This is a genomic window from Corynebacterium tuberculostearicum (assembly GCF_022347385.1).
GTDB lineage: Bacteria > Actinomycetota > Actinomycetes > Mycobacteriales > Mycobacteriaceae > Corynebacterium > Corynebacterium tuberculostearicum_M.
This window is the reverse complement of sequence record NZ_JAKRDT010000014.1, coordinates 1-13177: the sequence shown is the minus strand read 5'-3', so window position 1 is coordinate 13177 and position 13177 is coordinate 1. Positions and strand designations below refer to the sequence as shown.

The window sequence follows — 13177 nt, the reverse complement described above, 5'->3', positions numbered from 1 at the left end:
AGAATTCGGTAGACCAACTAGTCTATTCTATTCCTACTGCCAGGTCCGATGATCCTGAAAGGGCCTGAATGTGGCACGATAGGAGGTATGTCTACTCCAGCAATCGCGATCGTCGGCATGGGCCCGCGCGGCATTTCCATCTTGGAACGCCTCTCCGCCCGCATGGACGATTCCAGCGACCCTATTACTGTCCACCTCATCGATGACGCCCAACATGGCGCCGGCCGCATCTGGGAAACGGATCAAACCAAGACGCTGTGCATGAATACTCGCGCCGGCGCGGTCACCCTCTTTACCGAGCCCGGCTCCACCGTTGATGCCCCGGTGCTCGAGGGCCCCATCCAGTACGAGTGGATTCAGCTGCTGCGCGGCGATGGCGAGAATATCTCCGCCGCCAAGCGCGAGCTTTTTGAGCAACACCCTCCGGCCGCTCATATTGCCCAGGACTACCGCGAAGAGCTCGCGGCTACCCGCCCCGAGTCCAACCCTTCGCGCGCACTGTATGGCGAGTACCTGCGCTGGGTCTATGACGTGGTCATTGCGCGCCTGCCCAAGAGCATTTCCACCGTGAATCACTTCAGCCGGTTGGAGACCATCAATGAGGACGGTCACCAAGACGTCCTCCACCTAGCTGATGGCTCCGAGGTGCGCGCCGATGCCACGGTGCTGGCCTATGGCTGGATGATTCCGGAATACAACGAACAAGAAAAGCAGTTGGCCGCTTCCGGTTTGAACTGGATCGCCCCTAATAATCCGGTAGAGCAAGACTACGCCGCCATTCCGGGCGGCGAGGACGTACTGGTGCGCGGTTTGGGCATGGGTTTTTATGACATCATGGCGCTGACCACCATCGAGCGCGGTGGCACATTCGTAGAGGATCCTTCCGCGCGTTCCGGCCTGCGCTATGAGCCTTGCGGCCAGGAGCCCAACTTCATCATTTCCTCCGGCCGCGGCTACCCCTACCGCCCCAAGTCCGAATACGGCGAGCTGCCGCCGACCATGCCGCGCCGCCGCCTGAAGAATGTCATTGCGGAGCTCAGTGGCACCCAGGACATCGACTTTGACGCCCAGGTTTGGCCCGCCATCGCGCGCGATAGCTACGAGGCCTATATCACCACCTTGGAGCGCGTGCGCCCGGATTCCCTCCTGCGCCCGCGCGCGGAAATCCTCGAGGTCATCGATGCCACCGCCCCGGATGAGCTGGGCGCGGCCATTGCCCCCATGGTCACCGAGCCATGGGATATGAACGACCTCATGTACCAGATTGCTGGGTTTACCGGGGACATCGCTGAGCTCACCGAGCACATTGCCCAGTCCATGGAGGGCGATATTCGGGAGGCCGCCGCCGGCCACGACTCCCCCATCAAGGCCGCGCTGTGGTCGCTTTCGCAATCGCGCAAGCCGGCCTCCATCCTCGGTGCAGAGGGCCGCTACACCCGCGAGTCCCGCATCGGCCGCTACGGCCAGGTCATGTCCTTTGGCCAGATGATCGGCTCCGGCCCGCCGCTCTTCCGCGTGCGCCAATTGCTCGCGCTTGTCGATGCCGGCCTGGCCCACTTCTTAGGCGATCACCCCACCGTATCCATCGAGGCCGATCACTTCACTTTGACCTCAGGCCCGCGCTCGGCTTCGGCGCCCACGCTTGTCGACGCCTTTATGCACCGCCCCGATATCCGCACCGCTGGCGATGCCATGACGCGCTGCTTGGTGGATTCCGCCCGCGTGCGCCCCTTCCCCGATCACGGCCAGCCCACCGGCTCCCCAGAGACCGATGGGGCTACACGTCGCACCGTTCACCCGGACGGTGAGTTGGATGCACGCCTGCACATCGTGGGCATCCCCACCTATTCCCAGTGGCCGGACACCACCATTTCCCCCATGCCGGGCACGGACCCGCTCATGCTGCAGGAAACCGACAAGGCCGCCGGTTCCCTCCTTGCCGTGGTGCGCTCCTAGGCACCGCACCTGCGCTATGGGCCCAGTGCCGCGGCCTATAGAGCGTCGAGGGCCTGCTCCAAGTCCGCGAGCAGGTCATCGATGTCTTCGATACCGATGGAGATGCGCACCAGATCCTCCGGCGGCACCAGCTCGGACCCTTCAGCGGATACGTGCGTCATATTCTTTGGGTGCTCGATGAGCGATTCCACCCCGCCCAGCGATTCTGCCAGGCAGATAAGCCGCGTATTGAGGCAGATCTGCTTGGCATGCTCCGCGCTGTGGAAGCGCACGGACATCATGCCGCCGAAGCCACGCATCTGTTGTGCCGCCAATTCATGCCCCGGGTGTTCCTTGAGTCCCGGGTAGAGCACCTGCTTGATCTCGGGTCGGCTCTGCAGAAATTCTGCTACCTTCTGCGCATTGGCGCAGTGGCGGTCCATGCGCACCGACAGCGTCTTGATGCCGCGGGCGGTTAAGTAGGCGTCGAAAGGCGAGCTCACCGCACCCACATTGCCCTGGAAGTAGAGCAGGCGCTCGTCCACGTGGGCGTCATTAGTAACTACCGCGCCACCCAGCACATCGGAATGCCCGCCCAAGTACTTGGTGGTCGAGTGCAGCACGTGGTCGGCGCCGAGTTCCAGCGGGTTCTGCAGGTAGGGCGTGGCAAAAGTATTGTCCACCAGCACCTGCGCGTTGCCCTTAATCTTGGCCACCGCGGCAATATCGGTGATATTTAGCGCCGGATTAGTGGGCGTTTCCAGCCAGATGAGCTTGGTATTTTCTTGAACCGCAACAGCCACCGCCGCGGTATCGCTGGTGTTCACGATGGACATCTCCACGCCCCACTCGGTGAAATCATTGAGCAAGCGGTAGGAACCACCGTAGGCGTCATTGCCCAAAATGACGTGGTCCCCTGGGCGCACCAGGATGCGGATCAAGGTATCGGCAGCGGCCATGCCGGAAGAAAACACGCGCGCATACTCCGCACCCTCCAGTGCCGCTAGGGTGCGCTCGAGCGAGCGCACGGTTGGATTGGCCACGCGGCCGTATTCGAATCCGCCGCGCAGCTGCGCCAAGCCGTCTTGTGCAAACGTGGTTGAGGCATAGATGGGCACGTTGATAGAGCCCATGTGCGGATCCGGGCGATAGCCGCCATGGATGGAACGGGACGTAAAGCCTTGAGCGAGGTTCTGCGTGCTGCGTTCAGTCATAGCACCACAGTCTAGACCAAGCTGTTCATTTCCAACCGAGAGATGGGTATTTATTTTCACACTCTCGGACACCCACGACTCATCGCACTTTCAGCCTCTGCCCTTACAATGGGCGCAGTTCATTTTGTCCTCGACTAAGAAAGAATGATGAATACGCAATTCTTAGCATCCGCCGCTTCCACCACGGACTCGGCCATCGAGTCCGTGTCCAATTTTTGGAATGACGAGAAGGTACAAAGCTGGCTTATCGAGCGCCCGATTCGCATCGCTATCATCCTTATCCTGGCCATTATCGCCCACTGGCTCCTCCACCGAGTTATCAACAAAGTGGCCGAAAATAGCATCAAGTCCTCCGGGCTAGATAAGCAGCGCTTGCGCGGGAAATTCAAGGGCCGCGCCAATCGCCCCGAGCTCAGCCAACAAGAAGAGGCCATGCGCCAAACCCGCGAGACCCGGCGCGCCTCCCGCATCAAGACACTTGCCGGCGTAGCCCGTTCCGCCGCCGCCATCTTCGTCTGGGTGTGGGCCGTTATCGCCATCCTGGATGAGTTAGAAGTTAACGTAGCACCGCTTATCGCTTCCGCCGGTGTCATCGGCGTTGCCCTCGGCTTTGGTGCACAGGCGCTGGTGAAGGACTTCCTTTCTGGCATCTTCATGCTCATTGAGGACCAGTACGGCATTGGTGACGTGGTTGATTTGGGCAATGGCGTCTTTGGCGATGTCGAGTCCATTTCCCTGCGCATCACCACGGTCCGCGATATCGATGGCGCCCTCTGGTACGTGCGCAACGGTGAGATTCTCCAGGTGGCCAACCACTCCGATGAGTACTCTGTTGCCCGCATCCAGGTTCCGGTAGGCCTTTCTAATGACCCAGAGGTTGCTGGCGAAATCATTGAGGACGCGGTGAAAGAAGCCGCACAGGACGAAAAGGTGCGCAAGCTCATCCTCAGCACGCCCCGTGTGGACGGCATGTCTGGCTTTGAGCCGGATTATGTATCCTTCCGCGTCTCGACCAAGACCCTGCCAGGAAAGCAGTGGGATGTGCAGCGTTTCTTGCAGTCTCGCGTGCTCAATGTCATGCACACTAAAGGTATTACCACCCCCTACCCGCACGGCATCGGTATTTCCGATCCCCGCAAGGAAGAAGAAGAGTAAATGGATTCTGTTTATGAGGCCATCGGCGGCATGGAGACCTTTGAGCGCCTCGTCCACGGCTTTTATTCCCAGGTCAAAGAGGACGATGTCATTGGCCCGATGTACCCCGATAATGACTGGGAAGGCGCCGAACAGCGCCTTACCTGGTTCTTGGCCCAATACTGGGGCGGCCCGCAGCTATTTTCTGAAAACCGCGGGCACCCGCGCCTGCGCATGCGCCACGCCCCCTACCCCATCGATATCACCGCGCACGACCGGTGGCTTGAGCTTATGGGCAACTCCCTCGCGGACATCGACGAGGAAACCATCCCACCCGCCTACCGCGAGATGATTTGGGATCACATGCAGCGCGTGGCCGCCATGATGATTAACAAGGCCCCGTAACCACGCCACCCCCTTCAGCGCAGATAAATAGATAACTCAAGCCCGGTCCCCGTTTCTAGCGGGGTGCCGGGCTTGTGGTGTATCTAGCGCAGACTACGCCGGGTGATGACTAGTCTTCCCAATCAAAGGCCTTGCGCACAGGCTCGGAAACCAGACGGCCACCGCGGGTCATGACGCCGCCTTCCAGACCTGGGAAGCGCTTGATGGCGGCATCCAGGCTGTCATTGGCTACCGCGCGGATGTACGGCAGGGTCGCAGAAGACAACGCGCGGGTGGAGGTATTGGCCACCGCACCCGGCATATTCGCCACGCAGTAGAACAGGGTGTCATGCACCTTGAAGGTGGGGTCATCGTGGGAGGTCTTCTTGGAGTTTTCGAAGCAACCACCCTGGTCGATGGCTACGTCCACGAGGACCGCGCCCTTCTTCATCTTCTTTACAGTCTCCTCACGCACCAGCTTCGGCGCGGCGGCACCCGGGATAAGGACGGCACCGATGACAAGGTCGGCCTCCTGCAGTTCCTTATCGATGGTGGCTGGATCGGAGATCAGGGTGCGCACGCCTCCGGCGTACTGGTCATCGAAGCGCTGCAGGACGTGCGGATCGAGGTCTAGTACCGTCACCTCGGCGCGCAGGCCGTGGGCCATAGCTACAGCGGATGCACCAACCTGGCCACCGCCGATAACTACGACACGCGCCGGCTGGGTGCCCGGAACACCGGAGACCAGCAGGCCGCGGCCGCCCTGGGTGGACAGCAGGTGATGGGTGCCTTCGATAGCAGCAAGGCGGCCAGCCACCTGGGACATCGGGGTAAGAAGCGGCAGGGTGCCGTGGCGGTCGGTGACCGTCTCATAGGCGATGGCGGTGGTATTGGCGTCGACAAGTGCCTCAGTCAGCGGACGATCCGCCGCAAGGTGCAGGTACGTGAAGACGGTGAGGTCTGGGCGCAGGTACTGGTACTCAGCTTCGAGCGGCTCCTTCACCTTCAGCAGCAGCTCTGCCTGTGCCCAGGTATCTTCCGCAGTGCCAACGATGCTGGCACCCGCGGCCTCGTACTCGGAGTCCGGGAAAGAAGCGCCTTCACCGGCACCAGTCTCAATGAGGACCTCATGGCCATCCTGAACGAGGGTCTGTACGCCGCTCGGGGTAAGAGCCACACGATTCTCGTTATTCATGATTTCTTTTGGCACAGCAATACGCATTACATAGTCTCCTTGTGGGTGCAGGAAATTACATCGACCATGTAAGAGTAACGCAGGACACGTTTACGCGTGGCGCTCTGCTGACTAATTCACACTGCGGGGGTAGCGTTACACTAACGCGCCAGTTAAACACGCTGTTCACAAGGTTTCGGGCGACATGGCCCAAGGATCCCCCTACCCCTAAGGCAGACTACTTTTCGGGCAACCTCGCCCATTGTGGGGCGGTGGTACGCCGAGATTGTTGAACACCAGAGGGACGTGCCCCCGCGGCGAAAGCTAGAACAAGGACAAGCGGGTGGAACGGTAAATGCTGCCAAAGGGGGCGTCGAGTCGCACCCACCGACCCAACTGAGCCACCCGCAGGTGCCGCGGCACATCCATCGGAGCGGAAAATCCAGGAATAAGCCCCAGGTTGGTGCAGGCAAAGATCATGCGCATGGGGATTTCAACCGTGGTGCCATCGCCTTCCACCGTGACAACGGTTTGATTCAACAAGCTGGACGGCGGGCCCATGGGGCCAGAAAATTGCCGGGTGAGCTGTTGGCCTTTATCGGATAGATCGCGCACCACGGTAACCGGCAAGGTATCGACCACGCTGTAACCCGTGGCCGGCGGCAAGGCTCCCGGCCAGGATGGATCGCGGGCAGGACCCAAATCTAACGTGCCGCTAGATTCATGCTCTTTGAGCTGCTCGGCGAGCGTGGCCGCGGAAACCACAGCCCCATCGCGGGACGCGACGCCTTGGACGCGGCGGGAGGCAACCACCTCGAAGGGGGTGGTGACAAAGACATCGACGACGTCGTCAGTCAGTTGGCGCAGTCGCACCGAAGCGCCCGCATCCAAGCCGACTGCGCGCGTGACAAGGGCCCGAAGGCCGGGTCCACCGCTTCCAATTTCTAGAGTCTCGGTGACCATGCCTTCGGGCCCTGCCTTTCTAATCTGTGCTCTGCCCCGCTGCTAGTTGGCAGCGGTATTGTGCAGAATATCCTTTTCCTGGTCCGTCAACGGACGCGGGGTCTGCTGCTGACGGTCAATGACTACCTGCACGCAATCCACGGTTGCCGCGACCTCGCCCTGGGCGTTCTTCACCTGCTGAGTGGTGGTAAACGAGGTGGTACCAATCTGCGAAATGGTAGTTTCCACCTCCACCGTAGTGGTGTCCTTAAACTCCATCGGGCGCAGGAAGTCCACGTCCAGGTGGCGTACAAACGCAACGAAGTCGAGGCCTTTGGAATAGATATGTTCCTTCGCAAAGGCCAAACGCGCTTCCTGGGCGAGCTCGATGTAGTTTGCGTTCATCATGTGGCCGTACATATCAAAGTCCGACCAGCGGGTTTGAATACGGTACGTGTGCACGCTTGGGGTTGCCATCATTCTCCTCAGTTAAGGCGTTAGCTACTTAGCGGGTCAGCTTGCGGTGGGTCACGCGGGAAGGACGGGCTGCCTCTTCACCGAGGCGGTCGACCTTATTCTTCTCGTAATCGCCGAAGTTACCCTCGAACCAGAACCACTGGCCTTCTTCCACATTGCCCTCCCAGGCCAAGATGTGGGTACAGGTGCGGTCCAAGAACCAGCGGTCGTGGGAAATGACCACGGCGCAGCCCGGGAACTTCTCCAGCGCGTTTTCCAGCGAGCCGAGGGTTTCCACGTCCAAGTCGTTGGTCGGCTCGTCAAGGAGGATCAGGTTGCCGCCCTCCTTCAGGGTCAGCGCCAAGTTCAGGCGGTTGCGCTCACCACCGGAAAGCACCTTGGATGGCTTCTGCTGATCTGGGCCCTTGAAGCCGAAGGCGGACAGGTAGGCACGCGAAGGCATCTCGTTTTGACCAACGTGAATGTAGTCCAGGCCGCCGGAGACAACCTCCCAGACGGTTGCCTCAGGGTCGATGTTCTCACGGTTCTGGTCCACGTAGGACAGCTTGACGGTATCGCCCACCTCGACGGAACCGGCATCCGGCTGCTCCAGGCCAACAATGGTCTTAAACAGGGTGGTCTTACCCACACCGTTCGGGCCGATAACGCCCACGATGCCGTTGCGCGGCAGGGTAAAGGAGAGGTCCTTAATCAGGACGCGGTCATCGAAGCCCTTCTGCAGGTCCTTGACTTCCACAACCTTATTGCCCAAGCGCGGCGGCGTAGGAATCTGGATCTCTTCGAAGTCGAGCTTCTTGTACTTCTCGGCCTCAGCAGCCATCTCCTCGTAGCGCTCCAGACGAGCCTTGTTCTTGGCCTGGCGGGCCTTCGAGCCGGAGCGTACCCATTCCAGCTCGTCCTTCAGGCGCTTGCGCAGCTTCGCGTCCTTCTTGCCAGCAACCTCCAAGCGCTCCTGCTTCTTATCCAGGTAGGTGGAGTAGTTGCCCTCGTACGGGTAGAGCTTGCCGCGATCAACCTCACAGATCCAGCCCGCGACGTGGTCAAGGAAGTAACGGTCGTGGGTCACGGCCAAGACAGCACCCGGGTAGTCGGCCAGGTGCTTCTCCAGCCACTGCACGGACTCGGCGTCCAGGTGGTTCGTAGGCTCGTCGAGCAGCAGCAGGTCCGGCTCGGTGAGCAGGAGCTTAGCCAGGGCTACACGACGGCGCTCGCCACCAGAAAGGTTGGTCACTGGGGCGTCGGAAGGCGGGCAGCGCAAAGCTTCCATGGCCTGCTCGATCTTGGAATCAACCTCCCAAGCATCGGCGGCGTCCAGCTCTTCTTGCAGCTTGCCCATCTCTTCCATGAGCTCATCGCTGTAGTTGGTGGCCATTTCCTCGGCGATCTGCTCGAAGCGCTGCTTCTTTTCAAAGATATCGCCCAAGCCCTCTTCGACGTTGCCGCGCACGGTCTTCTCGTCATTGAGCGGCGGCTCCTGCTGCAGGATGCCCACGGTGGCACCCGGATCCAGGAAAGCCTCGCCGTTGGAAGGCTGATCCAGGCCGGCCATAATCTTCAGAATGGAGGACTTACCGGCACCGTTAGGGCCGACCACACCAATCTTGGCACCTGGGTAGAACGCCATTGTTACATCGTCAAGGATGACTTTATCGCCAATTGCCTTGCGCACGTTTTTCATCGTGTAGATGAACTCGCCCACTTTTACCCCTTTGCAAAAATTTGGGAGACGTATTTATCTACACAAACACTACATCAGAACCACCGCCCAAGTGCCTCGGGTCAGGTACACCCGAGGCGATCAAGCCGGTGGGAAACGCTTAAGCGTTCACTGGGGCGGATTCTGCCTCGGCAGACTCCTCTTCCACCTCGGCGTCGTCGAAGGAATCTTCTTCCCCACCACGTGCGGCTGCGGCGCGCTCGGCTAGATAGCGGTCCGCCGCGGTATCGGCAGCGGTATCTCCCTGCCCCGCCTGCTGCGGCGGCAGACTGTGGTCCACGTCCGGTTCGATGGCGTTGTCCCCCAGTTCTGGGACCGCGATATTTTCCTGGTTGTACTGCGGAGCGAGCCGCTTGGTACCGATAACGTGGCGGTTCAGATCCAGGCCCACATACTGGGCCTTAATGAACGTGCGGAAGTGATCGGTGCCCTGGTCATCGCGCCATTGTTCGGTAACTAAGGAGCCCACGATGACCAGCGGCATGCCCTTAGCTAGGGATTTGCGCACATTGATGGCGAATTGATTCCACATTTCGACGTCGATGTAGAGGTGGTCCACATCGCGCCACTGCGGGGCCTTGGGGTTGTTGCCTTCCGGATCATTGGCGCCGGCGTCGACCTGACGGTCCGGAATTCGGCGGGAAGAGGCGACGCGCAGCTTAGCCTTATAGGCCCCAGTTGAGGTCTTGGTCAGGATGGGATCGCGAGTAAGGCGACCGGTCAAGGTAATTGGGTATTGGGACATGGTGCTAGAAAATCCTTTGCTGGATAGTTGAATAGGCGAGTTCGGTTTTCCTCGCTCGCTTCCACATCCTGATGCCGGCGTGCAAGCTGCACCATGCCGGCAACCCCTACCCTGTGAATAACTTGTTGTACCCGTCAACAAAACTCGGGTTTGGGGGCGATTTTGGGCCGGTTATCCACAGGCTAGCGCCCGCGGAAGCTCGATTCATCACCGTGGCCCATATCCTGCAGCATCGCGTTATAGCGTTCCAGTTCGGCATCATCGTCAGCATCCGCCTGCATATCGTGGCGGCGGGCGGTAGCACGATCATCGCTGAGCCAATCCAGGAAAAGTTTGCCAAAGACGATAACCAGCGGGAACTGACCAAAGCCCCACGCGATGCCGCCGCCCACGCGTTGGTCTTGGAGCAGATCCTGATTCCAGGGCAGCTCCAAATACTGGTAGAAGTCTGCGCCCAGCACACTTTGCAGCTGCATCAGGTACACGCCGGCGAAGAGGTGGAAAGGCATGGAAAGGAACAGCACAGCCAATCGGAACGGGGTGGAGTGGCGCTTGGGAAGTGGATCCGGCCCGATGATTTCCCAGAAGTAGAAGCAGCCGGAGATAATGAACGTGAAGTTCATAATGAGGTGACCTGCGTGTTCCGAGATAGCAAATTGATACAGGCCCGGGAACAAGTACAGCACATAGAGGAAAAATAGGTACTGCACGAGGTTGACAAACGGATTGGTAATAAACGCGACGATCTTGGACTGGGTGGCCGCCAGCGCATAGTCGTGCAGGCTGGGCTTTCCCTTCGGCCCCGCTTCAAAGGCTTCCATGAGCAGGGTCAGAGGCGCTCCCAGGACGAGCAAGAGCGGTACCGCCATGGACAAAATCATGTGCACCAACATGTGCATGGAATACATCGCGGGCATGTAAAGGCCTAGGCCGGTAGACATGACAAGAGTCAGACCTAGCGCACCGCACATAAACCAGGCGGTGCGCCCCTTGCTCCAGGTCAGGCCGCGCTTGTGCACGCGGTAGACGCAGTAGCCATAGGCCGCAGCCAAAAGCAGGCCAATGGTGCCGAACATGATGTCAAAACGGAACATGGTCCACACGTTGAGCACCGTGGGCTTTTCAAAGAGCTCATAGCCCATCAGGATCTGCATCGAGTTGAGGTTAGGATCGCGCGGCGCCGGGGGCACGGTGCGGCCCAGCGTGATGGCCACGCCAATGGTGCCGGCCATGACTGCTACTTCCACAATGGCAATGCGAAGAAAAAGGCGCGGATTTTTGCCCAGCTGCGGGATGGTGAGTTCACGGTGTGCGAGGCCGAAAATGCCCAGCAAAATCGTCAGCACGAACTTGGTAATCAGAATTATTCCGTACGCGGAATCCACCAGATCGGAGATATTCATGCGGATAAGCGTGTTAATCAAGCCCGAAACAGCGAGCACCACAATGGCCATAAAGGCGATACCGGAGTAGCGCTTCACCGCGAAGGCGAGGTTGGGGCCGAGGCGCCGACCGTGGGCGATTAGCGCCATAAGCCCACCTACCCAGAGCATGACAAAGACCAAGTGCCACAGGAGCGAATTGGTGCCGTAATCATGGTCGCCGCCCGCCGCGGAGTGGCCTTCCATGCCAATTGGTACGACCTGCATTATGGACAAGAAAAGCAAGACTGGCTGCATGGACCAGCCGCGGCCCACGAGACCGAGAATGCCCACTACTAGGGCGATGACCACGGAGATTGCCCACACAATGGTGGTGGAAATTTCCGTCAGCGCCATTTTCATGATGGAAGGAGTGAATACCTGGGAAAAGGGCGCGCCGGTGAGGTCGGACATAATGAGCGGAATTTCCACGAGACCCACGGCCGCCACACCAAAGGAAGCCCACGTACCGGTGCGCGCGGCGATGTGGCCGTCGACGGACAAGGGGGCATCGATAAGCGTGGCATTGTCCCCGCGCGGAGCGATGAGGAAGGACGAGGCCAAGAAGGAGCCCACGGACAAAGCCATGAGAACCCACGCCATGCCACGAAAGAGTGGCAGTCCAAAGGTGGTTATGCGGCCGGGATCCGGGATGCCCAGGGCCGCCAGGGAATCGGCTAAAAGGAACAGCGAAATAAAACCGGCAATCAGGCCGGCAATAAGCATCGCTGCGATATAAATTCCCCAGGAAGGGCGGGGCTTCTTACCCGCCGCGTTCACACTATTAACCTGCTCATTTGCCATAGTGCGCATTGTATAGCGCGACCTAGTTTCTCACCTAACACACATTTTGTCTTTACATGTGCCATTATGGAGCTTATGGACACCCGTCAACTTCTTTATTTTCGCGCCGTTGTAGACAATGGCTCCTTCACGCACGCTGCCGAATCCCTCGATATGACCCAGCCATCTCTGAGCCTTTCTATCCGGAAGCTAGAAAAAGAGCTGAACGCCCAGCTGCTTTCGCGCGGTCGCTCCGGTGTCTCCACCACTGACGCTGGCGATTATGTCTACGAAACGGCCGTCAAGGTTGATGCGCTGCTCAGCGAAACCCAGCGCCATATCAGCGAAATCACCGGCGACAAGGCCAGCACCGTATCCCTCGCCTCCGGCGCCATCTTGAACTGGGAATTTACCCCTGCCGCCCTGGCTGAGCTCAAGCGGATTTACCCCACCGCCAATATCTCGTTGGATGACGCCGAGCCGGCTACCGCTATCAAGCACCTGCTGGATGGCCAGGTGGACCTAGCGCTCTTGCCGACGTCCGATCCGAAGGCCTTCATTCGCCGCTACTCCCCCGAGCTCACCGTCCACCAGGTGGCCACGTTCGATTACTCCGTCGCCCTTCCCCAGCACCTCGCCGAATTGGAATCCCCCGTCTCCCTCGCTGACCTGAAGAAGGAAACTTGGCTAGTCCCACCGCGCAGCCGCGAACTTCCCGAACTGGCCGAGTTCTACCACGACCTGTGGAATAGCCGCCCGGGCCTCAAGCCGGAAAAGACCCAGGAGGTCGCCAGCCTCAATAGCGCGATTCCTATGGTCTCCAGTGGCCTCGGCGTCAGCATCGTGCCCAATTGCGCACCTGCTGTGCAGCCGCACGGCATCATCACTCGCCCCATTGCTGATGACCTGCCGCGCTACTACGCCATCGTGGCCTACCGCACGGATCGCGAGCTGACCGCAGCTGCCCAAGACTTGGTGGACATCCTGCGCTCGCCGCAGCGCACCCTGGCTTAGGTTTCCTCGCCCTCGTGGGCTACTATGAGTGCGTTGTAAGCCCCCATAGCTCAGTGGATTAGAGCAGTGGGTTTCTACCCCATGTGTCGCGGGTTCGAATCCTGCTGGGGGCACCGTGTGAAGTCTCGAGACATCGTTCCGGTCGATGCCTCGAGATTTTTCGTTTTCAGTTGCCCTGTTGGGGGTCAAGTTCGTTGTCTTTCTTGTTGTAATAGATCTTTTCTTCGGCGAGTGTGT

At 59.6% G+C, this 13177-nt stretch carries 11 protein-coding genes and 1 tRNA gene; 5 read left to right on the top strand and 7 right to left on the bottom strand.

Annotated features, from left to right (window positions below; genetic code table 11):
- Window positions 1-87 precede the first annotated feature (87 nt).
- Window positions 88-1956, top strand: a complete 1869-nt coding sequence (locus MHK00_RS08565) for an FAD/NAD(P)-binding protein (protein ID WP_250411358.1) — start codon at window positions 88-90, stop codon at window positions 1954-1956.
- Window positions 1957-1991: 35 nt separating this feature from the next.
- Here MHK00_RS08565 and MHK00_RS08560 read toward each other — a convergent pair whose 3' ends face one another.
- Window positions 1992-3149 carry a cystathionine gamma-synthase gene (locus MHK00_RS08560; protein WP_250411355.1) on the bottom strand — a complete coding sequence of 386 codons (1158 nt, stop codon included), beginning with the start codon at window positions 3147-3149 and terminating at the stop codon, window positions 1992-1994.
- Window positions 3150-3293: 144 nt separating this feature from the next.
- Between MHK00_RS08560 and MHK00_RS08555 the strand changes: the two genes are divergently transcribed.
- A complete protein-coding gene (locus MHK00_RS08555) occupies window positions 3294-4304 on the top strand; it encodes a mechanosensitive ion channel family protein (RefSeq protein ID WP_250411350.1) in 1011 nt (336 codons plus the stop codon).
- On the top strand, window positions 4305-4688 hold the full coding sequence (locus MHK00_RS08550) for a globin (protein ID WP_179386901.1): 384 nt from the start codon (window positions 4305-4307) through the stop codon (window positions 4686-4688).
- Between the two features lie 109 nt (window positions 4689-4797).
- On the opposite strand, the gene ald is transcribed toward MHK00_RS08550, so the two are convergent.
- From ald to MHK00_RS08520, 6 genes are all read right to left on the bottom strand, one after another.
- Complete coding sequence (gene ald, locus MHK00_RS08545) at window positions 4798-5889, bottom strand: alanine dehydrogenase (protein WP_200435290.1); 1092 nt, start codon at window positions 5887-5889, stop codon at window positions 4798-4800.
- A 276-nt stretch (window positions 5890-6165) separates the two neighbouring features.
- Window positions 6166-6804: a DUF8185 domain-containing protein gene (locus MHK00_RS08540; RefSeq protein WP_150851296.1), complete on the bottom strand. Its 639-nt coding sequence runs from the start codon at window positions 6802-6804 to the stop codon at window positions 6166-6168.
- Window positions 6805-6846: 42 nt separating this feature from the next.
- Complete coding sequence (locus tag MHK00_RS08535) at window positions 6847-7263, bottom strand: acyl-CoA thioesterase (protein WP_250411345.1); 417 nt, start codon at window positions 7261-7263, stop codon at window positions 6847-6849.
- Between the two features lie 25 nt (window positions 7264-7288).
- The gene (gene ettA, locus MHK00_RS08530; RefSeq protein WP_005327274.1) at window positions 7289-8959 is read right to left on the bottom strand and encodes an energy-dependent translational throttle protein EttA; all 1671 of its coding nucleotides are present in this window, start codon (window positions 8957-8959) and stop codon (window positions 7289-7291) included.
- A gap of 118 nt (window positions 8960-9077) precedes the next feature.
- On the bottom strand, window positions 9078-9722 hold the full coding sequence (locus MHK00_RS08525; protein WP_250411343.1) for a single-stranded DNA-binding protein: 645 nt from the start codon (window positions 9720-9722) through the stop codon (window positions 9078-9080).
- A 182-nt stretch (window positions 9723-9904) separates the two neighbouring features.
- Window positions 9905-11956, bottom strand: coding sequence for a bifunctional copper resistance protein CopD/cytochrome c oxidase assembly protein (locus MHK00_RS08520; protein WP_005323999.1), 2052 nt, complete (start codon window positions 11954-11956; stop codon window positions 9905-9907).
- Window positions 11957-12022: 66 nt separating this feature from the next.
- Here MHK00_RS08520 and MHK00_RS08515 point away from each other — a divergent pair, with 66 nt between their 5' ends.
- Together MHK00_RS08515 and MHK00_RS08510 are read left to right on the top strand one after the other, a co-directional pair.
- On the top strand, window positions 12023-12940 hold the full coding sequence (locus tag MHK00_RS08515; RefSeq protein WP_250411340.1) for a LysR family transcriptional regulator: 918 nt from the start codon (window positions 12023-12025) through the stop codon (window positions 12938-12940).
- Window positions 12941-12979: 39 nt separating this feature from the next.
- Window positions 12980-13053, top strand: a tRNA-Arg gene (locus MHK00_RS08510).
- Window positions 13054-13177 lie beyond the last annotated feature (124 nt).

Coding starts and splice junctions, on each gene's coding strand:
- MHK00_RS08565 (WP_250411358.1), top strand. CDS start 88: ATGTCTACTCCAGCAATCGCGATCGTCGGCATGGGCCCGCGCGGCATT.
- MHK00_RS08560 (WP_250411355.1), bottom strand. CDS start 3,149: ATGACTGAACGCAGCACGCAGAACCTCGCTCAAGGCTTTACGTCCCGT.
- MHK00_RS08555 (WP_250411350.1), top strand. CDS start 3,294: ATGATGAATACGCAATTCTTAGCATCCGCCGCTTCCACCACGGACTCG.
- MHK00_RS08550 (WP_179386901.1), top strand. CDS start 4,305: ATGGATTCTGTTTATGAGGCCATCGGCGGCATGGAGACCTTTGAGCGC.
- ald (WP_200435290.1), bottom strand. CDS start 5,889: ATGCGTATTGCTGTGCCAAAAGAAATCATGAATAACGAGAATCGTGTG.
- MHK00_RS08540 (WP_150851296.1), bottom strand. CDS start 6,804: ATGGTCACCGAGACTCTAGAAATTGGAAGCGGTGGACCCGGCCTTCGG.
- MHK00_RS08535 (WP_250411345.1), bottom strand. CDS start 7,263: ATGATGGCAACCCCAAGCGTGCACACGTACCGTATTCAAACCCGCTGG.
- MHK00_RS08525 (WP_250411343.1), bottom strand. CDS start 9,722: ATGTCCCAATACCCAATTACCTTGACCGGTCGCCTTACTCGCGATCCC.
- MHK00_RS08520 (WP_005323999.1), bottom strand. CDS start 11,956: ATGCGCACTATGGCAAATGAGCAGGTTAATAGTGTGAACGCGGCGGGT.
- MHK00_RS08515 (WP_250411340.1), top strand. CDS start 12,023: ATGGACACCCGTCAACTTCTTTATTTTCGCGCCGTTGTAGACAATGGC.